Annotated in this window: 14 protein-coding genes; 12 read left to right on the forward strand and 2 right to left on the reverse strand. The window is 68.1% G+C overall.

Annotated features, from left to right (window positions below):
* Nucleotides 1-44 precede the first annotated feature (44 nt).
* Both A5740_RS04110 and A5740_RS04115 read left to right on the forward strand, forming a co-directional pair.
* A complete protein-coding gene (locus tag A5740_RS04110; protein ID WP_076191698.1) occupies nt 45-3,194 on the forward strand; it encodes an ATP-dependent DNA helicase in 3,150 nt (1,049 codons plus the stop codon).
* Complete coding sequence (locus A5740_RS04115; RefSeq protein ID WP_076191699.1) at nt 3,191-6,535, forward strand: ATP-dependent DNA helicase; 3,345 nt, start codon at nt 3,191-3,193, stop codon at nt 6,533-6,535. The genes A5740_RS04110 and A5740_RS04115 overlap by 4 nt, the downstream gene beginning before the upstream one ends.
* Here the strand turns inward: A5740_RS04115 and A5740_RS04120 are convergent.
* Nucleotides 6,508-6,906, reverse strand: a complete 399-nt coding sequence (locus tag A5740_RS04120; RefSeq protein ID WP_076191701.1) for a hypothetical protein — start codon at nt 6,904-6,906, stop codon at nt 6,508-6,510. The two genes, A5740_RS04115 and A5740_RS04120, sit on opposite strands and share 28 nt — an antisense overlap.
* Nucleotides 6,907-6,981: 75 nt before the next feature.
* Between A5740_RS04120 and A5740_RS04125 the strand changes: the two genes are divergently transcribed.
* Nucleotides 6,982-8,076 carry a TrkA family potassium uptake protein gene (locus A5740_RS04125; protein ID WP_067776949.1) on the forward strand — a complete coding sequence of 365 codons (1,095 nt, stop codon included), beginning with the start codon at nt 6,982-6,984 and terminating at the stop codon, nt 8,074-8,076.
* 32 nt (nt 8,077-8,108) lie between these two features.
* Nucleotides 8,109-9,053: an NAD(+) diphosphatase gene (gene nudC / locus A5740_RS04130; protein ID WP_076191799.1), complete on the forward strand. Its 945-nt coding sequence runs from the start codon at nt 8,109-8,111 to the stop codon at nt 9,051-9,053.
* A gap of 6 nt (nt 9,054-9,059) precedes the next feature.
* Here nudC and mrx1 read toward each other — a convergent pair whose 3' ends face one another.
* Nucleotides 9,060-9,308, reverse strand: coding sequence for a mycoredoxin Mrx1 (mrx1, locus tag A5740_RS04135; protein ID WP_067777000.1), 249 nt, complete (start codon nt 9,306-9,308; stop codon nt 9,060-9,062).
* 89 nt (nt 9,309-9,397) lie between these two features.
* Between mrx1 and A5740_RS04140 the strand changes: the two genes are divergently transcribed.
* From A5740_RS04140 to A5740_RS04180, 8 genes are all read left to right on the forward strand, one after another.
* Nucleotides 9,398-10,534 (forward strand): acyl-CoA dehydrogenase family protein, encoded by a 1,137-nt coding sequence (locus tag A5740_RS04140; RefSeq protein WP_076191703.1) that lies wholly within the window; start codon nt 9,398-9,400, stop codon nt 10,532-10,534.
* Nucleotides 10,534-11,559 carry an acyl-CoA dehydrogenase family protein gene (locus A5740_RS04145; RefSeq protein WP_076191705.1) on the forward strand — a complete coding sequence of 342 codons (1,026 nt, stop codon included), beginning with the start codon at nt 10,534-10,536 and terminating at the stop codon, nt 11,557-11,559. Before A5740_RS04140 ends, A5740_RS04145 begins: the two co-directional genes overlap by 1 nt.
* Before the next feature lie 89 nt (nt 11,560-11,648).
* A complete protein-coding gene (locus tag A5740_RS04150; protein WP_076191706.1) occupies nt 11,649-12,197 on the forward strand; it encodes a helix-turn-helix domain-containing protein in 549 nt (182 codons plus the stop codon).
* A 187-nt stretch (nt 12,198-12,384) separates the two neighbouring features.
* Nucleotides 12,385-13,170, forward strand: coding sequence for an aldolase (locus A5740_RS04155; RefSeq protein ID WP_076191708.1), 786 nt, complete (start codon nt 12,385-12,387; stop codon nt 13,168-13,170).
* 42 nt (nt 13,171-13,212) lie between these two features.
* Nucleotides 13,213-14,091: a dihydrodipicolinate synthase family protein gene (locus A5740_RS04160; protein ID WP_076191709.1), complete on the forward strand. Its 879-nt coding sequence runs from the start codon at nt 13,213-13,215 to the stop codon at nt 14,089-14,091.
* A gap of 126 nt (nt 14,092-14,217) precedes the next feature.
* Complete coding sequence (locus A5740_RS04165) at nt 14,218-14,973, forward strand: SDR family oxidoreductase (RefSeq protein ID WP_076191711.1); 756 nt, start codon at nt 14,218-14,220, stop codon at nt 14,971-14,973.
* A 54-nt stretch (nt 14,974-15,027) separates the two neighbouring features.
* Nucleotides 15,028-17,154: an ATP-dependent DNA helicase UvrD2 gene (locus A5740_RS04170; protein WP_175616153.1), complete on the forward strand. Its 2,127-nt coding sequence runs from the start codon at nt 15,028-15,030 to the stop codon at nt 17,152-17,154.
* Nucleotides 17,155-17,628: 474 nt separating this feature from the next.
* Nucleotides 17,629-17,940, forward strand: a complete 312-nt coding sequence (locus tag A5740_RS04180) for a WhiB family transcriptional regulator (protein ID WP_076191715.1) — start codon at nt 17,629-17,631, stop codon at nt 17,938-17,940.
* The last annotated feature ends 26 nt before the right edge of the window (nt 17,941-17,966 follow it).

Raw genomic sequence — 17,966 nt, forward strand, 5'->3', positions numbered from 1 at the left:
ATCCGCTCCGCTACTTGTCGGTCCCTTCTGGTGTCATTCCTCCCATGACCACACACCACCTCGCATCGGCACCGGCTGACACCGAGCTGCTGGCGCCTGGACGCAACGGTGTGGTCCGGGTGTTGGGTGGGGCGGGCACGGGGAAGAGCTCGCTGTTGATCAGCACCGCGGTCGAACACATCGCGGCCGGAACCGATCCCGAGTCGGTGCTGTTGCTGACCGGTTCGGCCCGGTTGCGCGGTGAGGCCAGGGCCGCCATCACCGCGAAGCTGCTGGGGGCCGGCACGCAGGGCGTGGTGCGCGAACCACTGGTGCGCACGGTGCACTCCTACGCGTTCGCGTTGCTGCGCCTGGCCGCTCAGCGCAACGGTGACCCGCCGCCGCGGCTGATCACCACCGCCGAGCAGGACGGCATCATCCGTGAACTGCTGGCCGGTGATCTGGAGGACGGCGCGAACTCGCCGGTGGGCTGGCCCGAGCAACTGTGGCCCGCGTTGAGCACCGCCGGTTTTGCCACCGAGTTGCGCGATCTGATGGCCCGGTGCACCGAGCGTGGGGTGGATCCGCGTGCGCTGCAACGGTTGGGCCGTTCGGCCGGCCGTCCGGAATGGCTGGCGGCGGGCCGGTTTGCCCAGGCCTATGAGCAGATCATGTTGTTGCGGGCGGCGGTCGGCATGGCCGCACCGCAGGCCACTGTCCCGGCGCTGGGCGCGGCCGAACTGGTGGGCGCGGCGTTGGAGGCGCTCGGCACCGACGCCGACCTGCTGGCGGCCGAGCGAGCCCGGATCAGCCTGCTCCTGGTCGACGACGCGCAGCATCTCGATCCGCAGGCCGCCCTGTTGGTGCGGGTACTGGCCGCCCGGGCCGGCCTGACCGTCATCGCCGGGGACCCTGATCAAGTGGTTTTCGGTTACCGCGGTGCCGATCCGGTGTTGTTGCGGGACGACGACTATGCCCCGGCGATCACCCTGACCCGGTCCCATCGCTGTGCTCCCGCGGTCGCCACCGCGATCTCGAGCATCGCTCGTCGGCTGCCCGGTGTCGGGGCCACCCGAGTGCTGGACGGCAACGCCGAGCACGGGCCGGGAGAGGTCACGATGCGGTTGGCCGCCACTGCGCACGCGGAGAACACCTACATCGCCGACGCGTTGCGCCGTGCCCACCTGGTGGATGGGGTGCCGTGGTCGCAGATGGCAGTGGTGGTGCGCTCGATCCCGCGGGTGGGTGCCGCGCTGGCCCGCGCGCTGAGCGCGGCCGGGGTGCCGGTGGAGGCGCCTGGCACCGACCTCGGCTTGGCTCAGCAGCCGGCGGTCGCGGCACTGCTGACGGTTCTGGAGGTCACCTCGGCGCGAAAACTGGATGGCGACAGCGCCATTCGTCTGCTGACCGGCCCGATCGGCCGTGTCGATCCGGTGACGCTGCGGCAACTGCGCCGGGCCCTGCGCCGCGCCGACGGCTCCTCGCCGCCGGCGGATTTCGCCGATCTTCTGGTCGCCGCGATCGACGCCGAGCCCGCTGGCCTGTCGGCCGAACACGTCAAGCCCCTCCGCCGGCTGCGATCGGTGCTGTCTGCGGCCCGCCGGAGCGAGCGTGACGGTGCCGATCCACGCCACACTCTGTGGCAAGCGTGGAATGCCTGCCGCCTGCAACCGCGGTGGTTGGCGGCCAGTGAGCGTGGCGGCACCCTCGGAGCACAGGCCGACCGAGACCTGGACGCGGTGACGGCCCTGTTCGACGTGGCCGATCAGTACGTGAGCCGCACGGCCGGCGCGTCGCTGCGCGGACTGGTCGATCACGTCGCCACCTTGGGATCCTCGCTTTCGGCACCGGACTCCGGCGCCCGGTCCGATGCGGTGTCGGTGCTGAGCGCACATGCCGCGCTCGGGCGGGAATGGGATTTCGTCGTCATCGCCGGTGTCCAGGAAGGCCTGTGGCCCAACACCGTTCCGCGCGGCGGTGTGTTGGGTACGCAGAATCTGGTGGATGTCCTCGACGGGGTGGCCGGTCCGGCCGACCGCGGCGTGTCGACCCGGGCGCCGCTGCTGGCCGAGGAGCGCCGCTTGTTGATGGCGGCGATGGGTCGGGCCCGCCGGCGGCTGCTGGTGACCGCGGTCGACAGTGACGGGGGTGACGAGTCACTGCTGCCGTCGGCGTTCTGTGCCGAGTTGGCCGAGGTGGCCGGGGACGCCGTACCGCTGCCGCCGCTGGCGGCGCCGCGGGTGCTCGTACCCTCTGCGGTCGTGGGCCGGTTGCGAGCCGTGGTCTGTGCCCCCGAGGGCGCCGTCGACGACGAGTCACGGACCTGTGCGGCAACGCAATTGGCCCGCCTGGCCGCAGCCGGCGTGCCCGGGGCGCACCCGTCCCAGTGGCATACCATGACCGCGCTGTCCACCGAGGAACCGCTGTGGGCGGAGGTCGACGGAGTGGCTCCGGAGGTGGTCCTGTCGCCGTCGACGCTGCAGATGCTCACCGACTGTCCGCTGCGCTGGCTGTTGGAGCGGCACGGCGGCAATGACGGACGCGATGTGCGTTCCACCGTGGGATCGTTGCTGCATGCCCTTGTCGCCGACTCGGGCAAGACCGAGAGTCAGCTCGTCAACGATCTGGAAAAGGTCTGGGATGAACTGCCTTTCGACGCCAAGTGGTATTCGGACAACGAGTTGACGAGGCACCGGGCGATGTTGGAGACCTTCACCCGGTGGCGTGCGGACTCCCGGACCCAACTGACCGAGGTCGCCACCGAGATCGATGTGGACGGCGCGCTCGTCGCGTCGGGTGGTGACGGCCTGGGCGTGCGCATCCGGGGACGGTTGGACCGCCTCGAACGCGACCGGGCTGATCGGCTGGTGGTGGTCGACTTGAAGACCGGCAAGAGCCCGGTCACCAAGGATGACGCGCAAAAGCACGCCCAGTTGGCCACGTACCAACTTGCCGTGGCCGCCGGCCTGGTGCCGCACGGCGATCAGCCCGGTGGCGGCCGCTTGGTATACCTGGGCAAGGCGGGCGCGGCCGGCGCCACCGAACGTGAACAGGACCCGATGACGCCCGAGACCCGTGCGGACTGGATCGACACCGTGCGCGACGCGGCAGCCGCCACGGCTGGGCCGCAGTTCGTGGCGCGGGTCAACGACGGTTGCGCGAACTGCCCGGTCCGCTCGTCGTGCCCGGCCCAGGCTGCCGGAGAACGGTCATGACGGAATCCCGGCAGTCCGGTGTGCGGTACAGCCCGGCGGAGTTGTCCGCTGCGCTCGGGTTGTTCCCACCGACCGAGGAGCAGGCCGCCGTCATCGCCGCCCCGCCGGGGCCGCTGGTGGTGATCGCCGGGGCCGGCGCCGGCAAGACCGAGACGATGGCGGCCCGGGTGGTCTGGTTGGTGGCCAACGGTTTCGCCTCACCATCACAGGTGCTGGGCCTGACGTTCACCCGCAAGGCCGCCGGCCAGCTGCTGCGTCGGGTCCGCACCAGGCTGGCCCGGCTCGCCGGGGTCGGCCTGTCCGCCGGTGGCGCCGACGACATCGCCACCGTCAGCACCTATCACGCATTCGCCGGCACTCTGCTACGCGAGCACGGTCTGCTGTTACCGGTCGAACCGGACACCCGGCTGCTCAGCGAGACCGAGCTGTGGCAGCTGGCGTTCGAGGTGGTGTGTGCGCATCCCGGTGAGCTCGCCATCGAAAAGACCCCCGCCGCCGTCACCGACATGGTGCTGCGGCTCTCCGGCGCGCTGGCCGAGCACCTGGTGGACACCGATCAGCTGCGCGATACCCATGTGGAGCTCGAGCGGCTGGTGCACACCCTGCCGGCTGGGCCCTATCAACGTGACCGTGGGCCCAGCCAGTGGCTGCTGAAAATGCTGGCCACCCAAACCGAACGCACCGAGCTGGTGCCGTTGATCGATGCGCTTCATCGACGCATGCGGGCCGACAAGGTGATGGATTTCGGTATGCAGATGTCGGCGGCGGCACGGCTGGCGGCGGGTTTCCCCCAGGTCGGTGCGCAGCTGCGGGAGCGGTTCCGGGTGGTGCTTCTCGATGAGTACCAGGACACCGGACATGCCCAGCGGGTGGCGTTGTCCTCGCTGTTCGGCGGTGGTGTCGACGACGGTCTGGCGCTGACCGCGGTGGGCGATCCGATCCAGTCGATCTACGGCTGGCGTGGCGCATCGGCGACCAACCTGCCCCGGTTCACCACGGATTTTCCGTTCGCCGACGGAACCCCGGCCCCGACGCTGGAATTGCGGACCAGTTGGCGCAACCCGCCCACTGCGCTGCATCTAGCCAACGCGGTGTCGGCCGAGGCGCGTCGCCGGTCGGTGACGGTGCACGAGCTGTGCCCTCGGCCTGACGCCGAGCCGGGCACCATCCGGTGTGCGCTGCTGGACGACGTCGAGGCCGAACGTGATTGGGTGGCAGACCATCTGGCGAGGCGGTATCACGGTGCGGTCGCGCAGGGCGCGGCCACGCCGACCGCCGCGGTGCTGGTGCGCCGCAACGCCGACGCCGCACCGATGGCCGAGGCGCTCGGCGCGCGTGGGGTACCGGCCGAGGTGGTGGGGGTGGCCGGGCTGCTGGCCGTGCCCGAGGTGGCCGACCTGGTGGCGATGCTGCGACTGGTGGCCGATCCGGCCGCGGGCTCGGCGGTGATGCGTGTGTTGACCGGGCCGCGCTGGCGGTTGGGTGCCAGGGACATCGCCGCGCTGTGGCGTCGGGCGAGGGAACTCGACGACCGTCCGCTCGGCGAACCCAGCGCCGCCGAGATCGTGGCGCAGGCAGCCCCGGATGCCGACGCGGCCTGCCTGGCCGACGCGATCTGCGATCCTGGTGCGGCCGAACACTATTCACTGTCCGGCTATCAGCGGATCGAGGCGCTCGGGCGGGAGTTGACCATGCTGCGGGCCCATTTGAGCCATCCGCTGCCCGAGTTGGTGGCCGAGGTGCGGCGGGTGGCAGGTCTCGACGCGGAGGCACGGGCGGCCCGGCCGGTGGCCGCCGGCTGGACCGGGACCGAGAACCTCGACACGTTCTGTGACCTGGTGGCCGATTTCGCAAGCCGGCCAGGCGGGTCGGTGCTGGCGTTGCTGGCCTACCTGGACGTGGCCGGCGATGTGGAGAACGGTCTGGCACCCGCTGAATTGACCGTGTCACACGACCGGGTGCAGATCCTCACCGTGCACGCCGCCAAGGGATTGGAATGGCAGGTGGTCGCCGTCCCGCACCTGAGCGGGCGGGTGTTCCCGTCGACGGCGTCAGCGCGTACCTGGCTCACCGACTCCTCGGACCTGCCCCCGCTGTTGCGCGGTGATCGTGCCATCGAATCGGAGCTGGGTGTCCCGGTGCTCGACGTCTCCGACGTCAACGATCGAAAAATTCTGTCGGACAAGATCAATGAGCACAAACGTACCCTCGAGCAGCGGCGTATCGACGAGGAACGCCGGTTGCTCTACGTCGCGATCACCCGGTCCGAGGACACCCTGCTCATCTCGGGGCATCACTGGGGGGCCACCGAAGGCAAGCCGCGCGGTCCGTCGGAGTTCCTTACCGAGATCAAGGCCATCGTGGAGGATGCCGCCGCGGCGGGTCAGCCGTGCGGCGAGATCGAGCAATGGGCACCGGACCCGGCGGCTGGTGCGGTGAATCCTCTGCGCGACAAGGCGGTCGAGGCGATCTGGCCGGCGGCGCCGGCCCGGGCGGACGATGCCGAGCGGGGAGCGGCGCTGGTTTCTCAGGCTCTGGCCGGCGCGGATCACGGCGGAGCCGGCGACAGCGGTGCGGGTGACGCAGACGGTGCCGGCGATGGCGTCGACCGCGAAGGCTGGGCCGCCGACGTCGATGCGCTTCTGGCCGAACGAGAACGCATGCCGCAGCAGGCTGCGGTGGAACTGCCCGGGCAACTGTCGGTCAGCACCTTGGTGGAGTTGAGCCGTGACCGGCAAGCCGCGCTGCAGCGTCTGCATCGACGGCTGCCGCAACGCCCCGATCCGCACGCCCTGTTGGGCACCGCATTTCACGAGTGGGTGCAGCGGTTCTTCCATTCCGAGCGGTTGTTCGACCTCGACGACCTACCGGGCGCGGTGGACAGCGACAGCGGACGTGCCGGTGCCGCCGAACTGTCGGAATTGCAGGACGCATTCGTGATGTCGCCGTGGGCGGCCCGCACCCCGATCGAGGTGGAGGTGCCGTTCGACATGGCGATCGGGACGACACGAACCACCGTCGTGCGCGGCCGCATCGATGCGGTGTTCGCCGACGACGACGGAACCACCACCGTCGTGGACTGGAAAACCGGTGAACCGCCGGCCACGCCGGAGGCCATGGCGCAGGCCTCCGTCCAGCTGGCGGTATACCGCTTGGCCTGGGCGGCGTTGCGGGGATGCCCGCCCGAGTCGGTCCGCGCCGCGTTCCACTATGTGCGGTCCGGCCAGACGGTCAGCCCGGATTCGTTGCCGGGGGAGGACGAGCTCGTGGCGCTGCTCATCGATCCGTCCGGTGAGCGGTCGACAGACCCCGCTCAGGCGCTTGGCGAGGAGTTGCGGTAAACCCGCAGCGCGCCAGTGATCATCGGGATCTGCAGGGGCAGCCGAGCGATCGCGACGATTCGCATGGGCCACGGCTTGTCCCACCAGAGCCGGACCATATTCACGTTGCCCGGAAACACCGCGACGAACAACGCGACGGCCGCCAGCGCACCCAGCCGCCGGGTACGCGGCGCGGCCAGCAGGGCGCCGGTGGCAAGCTCGCCCACCCCGGAGGCGTAGGTGTAGAAACGCGGCGTGCCGGGCAGTTCGGCCGGGATGATCGAGTCGAAAGGCTTGGGCGCGACGAAATGCAGCGTGCCCATGCCGAGGAGCAGGGCGGCCATACGTCGGGCAGGTGCGGAGGAGATCCGATGAGACTGGGATGCGGTCATGGTTACATTGTGGCGTGCGTCTGATCAGATTGATCCCGGCGCGACCCGGGGCGCTTTGCTCGGTGATGGGGTCGCGTGGGTAAAGGCAGGCTGCGGCGTCGCCTCGCCGCGATCGACTCGAACCTGACCTCGCGCCCGGACGCGGCGCTCGTCGATGTGTTGCGTATCCCCGAGCCGTTCGTCAGCCCGGCCCGCAGGATCTTCATGCGGGTGCTGTACGCGTTGGGAGCGCTGTTCGCCGCGGTGCTCATCGTCTACATGGACCGGTACGGCTATCGGGACAACGACAGCGCCCCGGATGCCAACAATCCGCTGTCGTTCCTGGATTGCCTGTACTACGCCACCGTGTCGCTGTCGACGACCGGATACGGCGACATCACGCCGTATTCGGACTCGGCGCGTCTGGTCAACGTCATCATCATCACGCCGTTGCGGGTGGCGTTCCTGATCGTGCTGATCGGTACCACCGTGGAAACCCTGACCACCCAGTCGCGGCAGGCGCTGAAGATTCAGCGATGGAGGAACAAAGTGCGCAACCACACCGTCGTCGTCGGATACGGCACCAAGGGCCGCACCGCGGTCGCCGCGATGGTCGGCGACGAGGTCTCCCCGGCCGACATCGTCGTCGTCGACGAGAACGCCGGCGCGCTGGAACGCGCCAAGGGTGCGGGGTTGGTGACCGTGCACGGTGACGCCACCAACTCGTCGGTCCTACGCCTGGCCGGGGCCCAGCACGCCAAGTCGATCATCGTCGCGGCCGACAACGACGCCAGCGCGGTGCTGGTGACGTTGACGGCGCGGGAGCTGGCGCCCAAAGCCAAGATCATCGCGGCGGTGCGGGAGTCGGACAACCTGCACCTGCTCAAGCAGTCCGGCGCGGACTCCACCGTGGTGTCGTCGGAGACCGCCGGCCGGCTGCTCGGCATCGCCACTCAGACGCCCAGCGTGGTGGAGATGATGGAGGACCTGCTGACGCCCGATGCCGGCTTCGCCATCGCCGAGCGAGAGGTCAGTCCCAAGGAGGAGGGCGGCTCGCCGCGGCATCTGCATGACATCGTGCTCGGCGTGGTGCGTGAGGGCCGCTTGTTGCGGGTGGACGCGCCCGAAGTCGATGCACTGGAAGCGGGCGACCGGCTGCTGTACATCCGCAGCGCGGATGCCGAGCGATGACGTACGCCGGGCAGGAGCGCAGCGACCGAGCGATGAATCAGCAGCGAACCTTCGGCCTGCGCAACGTTCCACTGCTCTCACGGGTCGGTGCCGACCGCGCCGACGCCTTGCGTACCGATATCGAAGCCGCGACCGCCGGTTGGACGGATGCGTTGCTGCTGCGGGTCGATCGACGTAACCAGGTGCTGATCTCCGGTGGTCAGGTGGTGCTCGGCAAGGCGTCGAGCCTGGGTACCGACAAACCGCCGGAGCATGCGGTTTTTCTCGGGCGGATGGGCGACGGCCGCCATGTGTGGGGGGTACGCGCTGCGCTTGAGGCGCCCGACGATCCGGAGGCGCCTGCCGAGGTGCTCGACCTGCGTCGCGCCGGGGAGGTCTTCGACGACCTCAGTGCCCAGTTGGTGGCCACCGCCACCGCGCTGTTGAACTGGCATGACCGCGCCCGGTTCAGCGCGGTGGACGGCGCGGCGACGAAGTCGGCGAAGGGCGGCTGGTCGCGGGTCGATCCGGTCACCGGCCACGAGGAGTTTCCGCGCATCGATCCGGCGGTGATCTGTCTGGTCCACGATGGCCATGACCGCGCGGTGCTGGCACGCCAGACCGTCTGGCCCGAGCGGTTGTTCTCGATTCTGGCCGGGTTCGTCGAGGCCGGTGAGTCGTTCGAGGCGTGCGTGGCCCGGGAGATCGCCGAAGAGATCGGCCTGGCGGTGACCGATGTGCAGTACCTCGGCAGCCAGCCCTGGCCTTTCCCGCGGTCGCTGATGGTCGGGTTCCACGCCATCGGGGACCCCGAGCAGCCGTTCTCGTTCAACGACGGCGAGATCGCCGAGGCGCACTGGTTCACCCGGGCCGAGATCCGGGAGGCGCTGGATCAGGGTGACTGGAACTCAGCCGGCGGCAGCCCATCGCGATTGCTGTTGCCCGGATCGATCTCGATCGCCCGCGAGATCATCGAATCCTGGGCCGCGCTGGACTAGGACGTTCTAGCCGAGCTTGGCCTTGACCTGCTTGATGGTCGGGTTGGTCAGCGTCGAGCCGTCGGGGAACTTCACAGTGGGCACCACGTGGTTACCACCGTTGACCGATCCGACGAACTCGGCCGCGGCCGGATCCTGCTCGATGTCCACCTCGGTCCACGCGATGCCCTCGGCTTTCAGTGCGGTCTTGAGCCGGGAGCAGTAGCCGCACCAGGTGGTGGTGTACATGGTCAGTGCAGACGGTGTAGCAGTCATAGTGAGGACAACGTAACTGATCACTCGGGCATGCCCGATAGTCTGCATCTACGTGAGTGCTTCACAGGTCTCGATGGGACGGAGCGTGCATGGCTCGGCTGGTGCCGCCGGTTTCGGGTGATCCCCACGCCTTCGACGAACTCCGGTTGCAGGTTCGCCGGTTCGTCACCGAACAACAGCAGGACGGCCGGATCGGCCGGTATGCCGACAGCTGGTTGAACGGGTGGGACGAGGATTTCAGCCGGGCGCTGGCGGCCCGGGGGTGGTTGGGCATGACGGTGCCGGTGAAGTACGGCGGGCACGGGCGCAGTCATGAGGAGCGTTTCGTCATCACCGAGGAACTGCTGGCAGCCGGAGCCCCGGTCGGGGCGCATTGGATCGCCGACCGTCAGATCGTGCCCTCGTTGCTCAAGTACGGCAGCGAGGAGCAGAGACGAAAGTTTCTGCCCGCCATCGCAAAAGGTGAGTGCTATTTCGGCATCGGGATGAGCGAGCCCGATTCCGGATCCGATCTGGCCAGTGTGCGTACCAAGGCTGTGCCGGCTGACGGTGGCTGGCGGATCACCGGAACGAAGGTGTGGACCTCGGGTGCGCATCTGGCCCACGCCTTCATCTGTTTGGCCCGTACCGCACCGGTGGATCCGGCCCACCGCCACGCCGGGCTCAGTCAGTTCATCGTCGAATTGTCGGCTCCCGGCGTCGATATCCGGCCCATCATCTCCATGAACGGCAAGCACCACTTCAACGAGGTGATTCTCGACGAGGTGTTCGTGCCCGAGGCCATGGTGTTCGGCACCATCGGCAACGGCTGGGAGCAGGTGACCTCGGAACTCGCCTTCGAGCGCAGCGGGCCCGAGCGGTTCCTGTCGACGTTCCCGCTGCTGGCCGACATGGCCTCGCACATGCGGGACGGAACCCTGCCGCGCCACACCGATCTGGGGCGCTATCTGGGCCGGATCAGTGGTTTGCGGCAGATGTCGATGGCGGTCGCCGGTGCGCTTCAGCAGCACCAACCGGCCGATACCGCGGCCGCGGTGGTCAAGGTGCTCGGCACGGCCACCGAAGGCGATATCGCTGATTTCGCTGACGTACTCGGTGAGACCGATGACGACGCGTACCGCGCGATGTTGGCCGATGCTGTCGCCCAGCGTCCGGGGTTCACGCTGCGTGGTGGCACCAATGAGGTGTTGCGTGGGGTGGTTGCGCGGGGACTGGGGTTGCGCTGATGGATGCCGTTACCGCTGTCGACGCCGATCTTGTCGAGATGATGTCGGCGGTCTTCGCTGCGCATCGCGAGCGTCATCAGCCGGGTGACGCCGTCGACGAGTTGTGGGCCAGCCTGCGTGAGCTCGGGCTGGTCCGGCTGACCGGCTCCGAGGAATCAGGCGGCAGTGGCGCCGGCTGGGCCGAAGCCGTCGAGCTGTTGCGCGCGGCGGCCGGACACGGCGTGAAAGTGCCGCTGGCCGAACATGATCTGTTGGCCTGCTGGCTGCTGGAGACGGCCGGGTTGACGGTCGACGATTCGCGGCGTACCGCCTGTGTGCTCGATGATGACGGTGCCGCTCGTCGTGTGCCGTGGGCGGCGGATGCCGATCGGGTGGTGCTGCTGTGGCGCGATGCCACCGGCTACCGGGTGGCCGATGTGGATACCTCCTTGCTGTCGGTCAGCCGAGGGCACAACAGCGCGGGTGAGCCTCGTGACGCGATCGCCGCGAACATCGCGGATTTGACCGGAACTCCAGTGCCCGACAAGACCTTCGAGCAGTTCAGTCGCCGCGCCGCGCTGGTCCGGGCCGTTCAGGTGTGCGCGGTGCTGGACCGGATCCTGGATTTGTCCGTGGTCCACGCCCGTGAACGCCTGCAGTTCGGCCGGCCGTTGGCGAAATTCCAGGCCGTGCAGCACCTGGTGGCCGACATTGCCGCCGAGTCGGCACTGGCCCGGGCGGCCACCGATGGCGCCGTGGCTGAGGCGATTCGATCGGACTGGTCCGCACCAGAATTGGATTTCCTTGTCGCGGTTGCGCGTTCATGTGTCGGCCATGCGGCCTCGGTCGTGGTGCGCAATGCCCACCAGGTGCATGGCGCGATCGGTACGACGCGCGAGCACCGGCTGCACGAGTTCACCATGCCTGCGCTGGCGTGGCGCTCGGAGTACGGTTCGGTGGCGCACTGGGACGAGGTTCTCACCGGGTACGCCACCGGAGCGGGCGCGAGCGGTCTGTGGGCGTTGGTCACTGCCGCGGGTGACTGATCCGGCAACCGGAATGTCGACGATATGACACGCGTTGTCCTATGGGACGATGCCAGAGTGTGCTTCGGCAGCTGTGGGCAGGAGGTGGCATGAGCGCTCTGTTGCGTGCTGTGCGTCAACAGCGAGGCATGACCCTTGAGGAGCTCGCCGAAGCGACCGGGTTGACCAAGAGCTATCTGTCCAAGGTCGAACGGCAGCGCTCCACCCCGTCGATCGCGGTCGCGATGAAGGTGGCCCGCGCGCTGGAAGTCGATGTTGCACAATTGTTCTCCGAAGATCCCGCGGTGACGACGTTGGCCGTCGACCGCGCCGGGGATCGGGCCGCCAGCCGGTACCAGGCGGTGGCCGCAGGGATGCTCGGAAAGTCGATGTCACCGTTCATCGTGCGACCAACCCTGAAATTCGCCGCACATCCGCACCCGGAACATGCCGGGCAGGAGTTGGTGTTCGTCCACGCGGGCACCGTCGAGTTGCGTTATCAAGACGATCTGGTCACCCTCGAGCCCGGCGATTGCGCGTATTTCGACGCGTCGTCACCTCACCAGCTTCGTCAGCGGGGAAGCGTCCCGAGCGAGGTGCTGGTGATCACCTACACCGAGTACGGCCGTAACCGCGCCGACCGGCGTTCCGGCATTTAGGTAACCGCTGCCGACGGGCGCCTGCGACACCCCGTCGGTGAGAAGAACTCCGACAAACGCGATGATCTGTGCGCCGGCGCGCCCAACTGGATCGGCCAGGCGTTCCCCGGGGCGCACCGTTGACGTCAGGACACAAGGTGTCCTACAGTCTGATTTGTGTCCCCCTTCCCGCGGAAAGGTTGCGCAGATGTCGACCACGCTCGGTGATTCGAAGCAGATCTTGATGCAGCGGGCCCTCGACGGGCTGTCCACCCATATCGAGGAGTCCACCCTGACGACTCGGCAGAAGCTGGCCTTGACGTGCCGGGCGCTGTTCGACGCGGGCCATGACTCGGGTCTGGCCGGTCAGATCACCGCGCGAGCCGACAAGCCCGGGACGTACTACACCCAACAACTGGGGCTGGGTTTTGACGAGATCACCGAGGACAACCTGCTGCTCGTCGACGAGGATCTCAACGTTGTCGAAGGTGGGGGAATGGCCAACCCGGCCAACCGCTTCCACACCTGGATCTACCGCGCCCGTCCCGACGTGCAGTGCATTGTGCACACCCATCCGTTCCACGTCGCCGCGCTGTCGATGCTGGAAATTCCGTTGCAGGTGTCACAGATGGACATCGCGCCGCTCTACGACGATTGCGCGTTTCTGGCCGATTGGCCCGGAGTTCCGGTTGGCAACGAAGAGGGCGAGATCATCAGTGCGGCATTGGGGGACAAGAAGGCCATTCTGTTGGCTCACCATGGCCATGTCATCGCCGGAGCCAGCATCGAAGAGTCGTGTTCACTGGCCATGCTGATCGAACGCGCCGCCAAACTGCAGCTGGCCGCCATGGCCGCGGGCACCATCGCCGAACTGCCGCCGCGCCTGGCCCGCGAGGCCCACGACTGGACGCTGCGGCCCAAACGCAGCCAGGCCAACTTCGCCTACTACGCCCGGCGCGCCCTGCGCAACCATCCCGACGCGTTGACCAGTTGAGCCTGCACACTCACCACCACCGCCCGACGAAGGACATCAAACATGACCGCCAGCAGTGAGATCCACGGCATCCTCGCCTACCCGGTGACGCCTTTCACCGACGATCATCAGATCGACACGGCCAAGCTCGCCGCCCTGGTCGACCGGTTGGTCACCGATGGAGCACACGGGATCGTCCCGTTGGGCAGCACCGGTGAGTCGGCCTATCTCAGCGAGGCCGAGTTCGACGCCGTCATCGACACCACGATCGAAGTGGTCGATGGCCGGGTACCCGTCATCATCGGCGCCTCAGACCTGACCACCGCCAATACGATTCGTCGCGCACAGTATGCCGAGCGGGCCGGAGCGGACGCCGTGATGGTGCTGCCGATCTCGTACTGGAAGCTGTCCGAGCGGGAGATCGCCCAGCATTACGCGGCGATCGGCGCCGCAATCGGCATTCCGATCATGGTGTACAACAACCCGGCCACTAGCGGCATCGACATGCGCCCGGAGTTGTTGGTGCAGATGTTCACCGACGTCGAGAACGTGACCATGGTCAAGGAATCCACCGGCGATCTGTCCCGGATGCTGCGGATAGCTGAGCTCAGCGGTGGGCAACTGCCTTTCTACAACGGAAATAACCCGTTGGCGCTCAAGGCATTCAATGCCGGTGCGAAGGGATGGTGCACCGCGGCACCGAACCTGCGTCCGCAGCCGTGCCTGGACCTCTACGACGCCGTTCGGGCGGGGGACGCGGCGCGGGCCGAGGAACTCTACGAGGACTTGCGTCCGCTGTTGGAGTTCATCGTGGCCGGCGGCCTGCCCACCACCGTCAAGGGTGGACTCGAGTTACTAGGCCAGGGTGTCGGAGTGCCGCGGTTGCCGTTGCTGCCCCTCGACGAGGACGGACGTGCCGAGTTGCGGCGCCTCCTGCTCTGAGTTCTGCTCACGCAACACCTTTCGGGCGTGCGTCACCGGGTGCGCGTCACCCGTTCTCACCCAGAATTCACCCGCGCCGGAGCGATATAGTCCGAGGTATCGGACCGGGCCAAAACGGGAGACATCATGCGGATCGCAGTTGCCGGAGCGACGGGAAATATCGGGACGCGCGTGGTCGCGGTCCTGCAGGGCGCCGGACATGAGGTGGTGGCCATCAGCCGCTCGAAGGGGGTGGACCTGTCCACCGGTGATGGCCTGGACGCCGCACTGGCCGGAGTGGACGGGGTCGTCGACGTGACGAGCGCTCCGCCCACCGACCGGGACGCGACCGTGGACTATCTGGGCACGGCTACCCGCAATCTGCTCGCCACCGAGGCCCGCGCCGGCGTCGAGCATCACGTTCTGCTCTCGATCGTGGGCATCCACGACATCGAAGGCAACGCCCACTACGCCGGAAAACGCGAGCAGGAACGGCTGGTCGAGGCCGGGCCGGTGCCGTGGACGATCGTGCCTGCCACACAGTTCCACGATTTCGCCGAGATGGTGGTGGGCTGGACAGAACACGACGGCCCCGGTGGCCCCACCGCCGAGATCGCACCGCTTCTCGTGCAGCCCATCGATCCCGATGACGTGGCCGCCGTGCTCGCCGAGATCGTGGTGGGTGAGCCGCAGGGCCGGTACGTCGACGTGGCCGGCCCACAAACCCAGGATCTGGTGGACATGGCCCGCCGGACCCTGGCCGCGCGTGGCCGTGAGGTGACGTTGGTGCCGACGTGGTCGTCGGTCTTCGGTCTGTCGATGTCGGGCAATGCGCTGCTGCCCGGCGACGGCGCCCGTATCGCGCCCATCACGTTCGAGCAGTGGCTGCGCCGGCAGCAGTAGGTACCGGGCACGCCGGGCCCGGGATTGTCACCGGTCTCTGACACCATGGACCGTATGCCGTTGGAGGCTCCCTCGCCCGCCCTGGGTGATCTGGACGATGAGCAGCGGGAGGCAGTGCTGGCCGCCCGCGGTCCGGTGTGCGTGCTCGCGGGTGCGGGCACCGGCAAGACGCGCACCATCACTCGCCGGATTGCGCACCTGGTGGCCGGTGGCCACGTCGCGCCCAGCCAGGTGCTCGCCGTGACGTTCACCGCGCGCGCCGCCGGCGAGATGCGCGGGCGGCTGCGGGTGCTGGGTCAGGAGTCGGGAGTCAACACCGCTGCGGTGCAGGCGGTGACCTTTCACGCCGCGGCGCGCCGTCAGCTGCAGTACTTCTGGCCGCGGCTGGTCGGGGACACCGGGTGGGAGCTGCTCGACAGCAAGTTCGCCGTCGTCGCGCAGGCCGCCAACCGGGCCGGGATGCAGACCAGCACCGACGATGTGCGGGACCTGGCCGGTGAAATCGAGTGGGCCAAGGCATCTTTGATCACACCGGAGGCTTACGGCGCGGCCGTGGCGAAAGTCGGGCGGGACATCCCGTTCGATGCGGCCAAGGTTGCCGCGGTCTATTCGGGGTACGAGGCGCTCAAGGCCCGCAGCAAGGATGTCATGCTCCTTGACTTTGATGACCTGCTGTTGCACACCGCCGCGGCCATCGAGAATGACGCCGCCGTCGCCCAGGAATTCCGCGACCGTTACCGCTGCTTCGTCGTCGACGAATATCAGGACGTCACCCCTCTGCAGCAGCGGGTGCTCGATGCCTGGTTGGGGGAGCGCGACGATCTCACCGTGGTGGGCGACGCCAACCAGACGATCTATTCGTTCACCGGGGCCACACCGCGGTTCCTGTTGGACTTCTCGCGGCGCTTCCCTGACGCGGCGGTGGTGCGGTTGGAGCGCGACTACCGCTCCACACCGCAGGTGGTGTCGTTGGCCAACCGGGTCATCGCGGCCGCGCGGGGCCGGATGGCGGGCAGCAAGTTGCATCTGGTGGGGCAACGTGACCCGGGCCCGGAGCCGACGTTCTCCGAATATCCCGACGAGGTGGCCGAGGCCAACGCCGTCGCCCGGTCCATCAAGAAGCTGATCGAAAACGGTACGGAGCCCGCCGAAATCGCGGTGCTGTACCGGATCAACGCACAGTCCGAGGTGTACGAGGAGGCGCTCACCGAGGCCGGCATCGCCTTCCAGGTGCGCGGCGGCGAGGGCTTCTTCAGCCGTCAGGAGATCCGCCAGGCCCTGGTGGCGATGCACCGGTTCGCCGAACGTGACATTCCCGAGGACAACCTGCCCGCCCTGGTGCGTGAGCTGCTCGAGCCGCTCGGACTGAGCGCGGAACCGCCGGCCGGTACCAAGGCCCGCGAACGCTGGGAAGCGCTGACGGCGTTGGCCGAGCTGGTCGACGAAGAAGTCGCGGTGCGCCCCGAGTTGGATCTGCGGGCGCTGGTCGCCGAGCTGCGCCAACGCGCCGACGCGCGGCATCCGCCGGTTGTGCAGGGTGTGACGCTGGCGTCGCTGCACGCAGCCAAGGGCCTGGAATGGGATGCGGTGTTCCTCGTCGGCCTGGCTGACGGGACGCTGCCGATCTCGCATGCGCTTGCGCACGGCCCGGACAGTGAGCCGGTGGAGGAGGAACGCCGGCTGCTCTATGTCGGGGTCACCCGGGCCCGCGTCCATCTGGGGCTCAGTTGGGCATTGGCGCGCGCCCCGGGCGGGCGTCAGGGTCGGCGGCCGTCGCGGTTCCTCAACGGCATCGCCCCGCAACTGCAGAACACAGCGGGCCCGGGGCCGGACCGGTCACGCCGGCAACGGGGACCGGCGCCACGGTGCCGGGTGTGCAACGCCGCGCTGTCGACGCCACCGGCAATCATGTTGCGTCGCTGCGAAACCTGCCCTTCCGATCTGGACGAGGAGCTGCTCGCCGAGCTCAAGGACTGGCGGCTGCGGGTTTCCAAGGAGATGAAGGTGCCGGCCTTTGTGGTGTTCACCGACAACACCCTGATTGCCATCGCCGAATCGTTGCCCACCGACGAGGCTGCGTTGGTCGCACTTCCCGGTATCGGTGCACGCAAGCTCGAGCAGTACGGCCCGGATGTTCTCGAGCTGGTCGCCGCCCGGGTCAACGGCGGCCAAGATTCGTAAAGATCGCGCCAAAACCGCAGGTAGAAAATAAGTTGTGCAGTTCGGCTGTTAGGCTTTAGCCTCGTAACACAGCTCTGGTGACGAGACGGAAGGAGGGTGCCCGCAATGGATAGCAACATCGGTATCAGCGGTGTAGCGGCAGTAGGCATGCCCTCGTCCGCGCTCGCCGTCCCCGCCGCCGCGGCTTACCCGGCGGCGCATCGGCACGCCGCCGCCGCTGCCGCCGCGTGGCCGGCCGCTGCTATTGCACCGCAGCGTAAGCGCCGCCCCGCCGCCGCGACTGGCGCGTCCGTGGATCGGAGCCCCTCTAGGTAGAGCTCCCATCACCAGCCACATGGCCACGGACCCGCAGTCAACCGGATCCGTGGCCAAATTTTTTGGGAGTTGTTCGCACACCCCGGAAAACCTGGTCGCAGATCCCCTCGAAGAGACAGATCGCCGACTACTACGACCAGGAAGCAGGGGGATAAGCACATGTCCATTGCGATGACCGCTCCGGAGGTGAGCGTCGCGCCGGTGACATGCGAGCAGCGGCTACCGGCGGTGCCGTGCCACATCGGGAATCCCGATCTGTGGTTCGCCGAGAGCCCAGTCGATCTGGAGCAGGCCAAGGCTCTGTGCGCGGATTGCCCGATCCGTCGCGAGTGCCTGGCCGCCGCGCTGGAACGGCAGGAGCCGTGGGGTGTTTGGGGTGGAGAGATTCTCGACCGCGGCACCATCGTGGCCCGCAAGCGGCCACGGGGGCGTCCGCGTAAGAACGCCCCGGGCAATCCGGCTGCGGCGTAGCGCGCCCATTTCCCGGCGCCATTGTC

Source organism: Mycobacterium sp. GA-1841, from assembly GCF_001954135.1.
GTDB lineage: Bacteria > Actinomycetota > Actinomycetes > Mycobacteriales > Mycobacteriaceae > Mycobacterium.

What these genes read in the sequence shown, in the direction of transcription:
- A5740_RS04140 (WP_076191703.1), top strand. Translation starts at nt 9,398, where the DNA reads ATGGCTCGGCTGGTGCCGCCGGTTTCGGGTGATCCCCACGCCTTCGAC.
- A5740_RS04120 (WP_076191701.1), bottom strand. Translation starts at nt 6,906, where the DNA reads ATGACCGCATCCCAGTCTCATCGGATCTCCTCCGCACCTGCCCGACGT.
- A5740_RS04165 (WP_076191711.1), top strand. Translation starts at nt 14,218, where the DNA reads ATGCGGATCGCAGTTGCCGGAGCGACGGGAAATATCGGGACGCGCGTG.
- A5740_RS04115 (WP_076191699.1), top strand. Translation starts at nt 3,191, where the DNA reads ATGACGGAATCCCGGCAGTCCGGTGTGCGGTACAGCCCGGCGGAGTTG.
- A5740_RS04160 (WP_076191709.1), top strand. Translation starts at nt 13,213, where the DNA reads ATGACCGCCAGCAGTGAGATCCACGGCATCCTCGCCTACCCGGTGACG.
- A5740_RS04150 (WP_076191706.1), top strand. Translation starts at nt 11,649, where the DNA reads ATGAGCGCTCTGTTGCGTGCTGTGCGTCAACAGCGAGGCATGACCCTT.
- A5740_RS04110 (WP_076191698.1), top strand. Translation starts at nt 45, where the DNA reads ATGACCACACACCACCTCGCATCGGCACCGGCTGACACCGAGCTGCTG.
- A5740_RS04180 (WP_076191715.1), top strand. Translation starts at nt 17,629, where the DNA reads ATGTCCATTGCGATGACCGCTCCGGAGGTGAGCGTCGCGCCGGTGACA.
- A5740_RS04155 (WP_076191708.1), top strand. Translation starts at nt 12,385, where the DNA reads ATGTCGACCACGCTCGGTGATTCGAAGCAGATCTTGATGCAGCGGGCC.
- A5740_RS04145 (WP_076191705.1), top strand. Translation starts at nt 10,534, where the DNA reads ATGGATGCCGTTACCGCTGTCGACGCCGATCTTGTCGAGATGATGTCG.
- A5740_RS04170 (WP_175616153.1), top strand. Translation starts at nt 15,028, where the DNA reads ATGCCGTTGGAGGCTCCCTCGCCCGCCCTGGGTGATCTGGACGATGAG.
- mrx1 (WP_067777000.1), bottom strand. Translation starts at nt 9,308, where the DNA reads ATGACTGCTACACCGTCTGCACTGACCATGTACACCACCACCTGGTGC.
- nudC (WP_076191799.1), top strand. Translation starts at nt 8,109, where the DNA reads ATGAATCAGCAGCGAACCTTCGGCCTGCGCAACGTTCCACTGCTCTCA.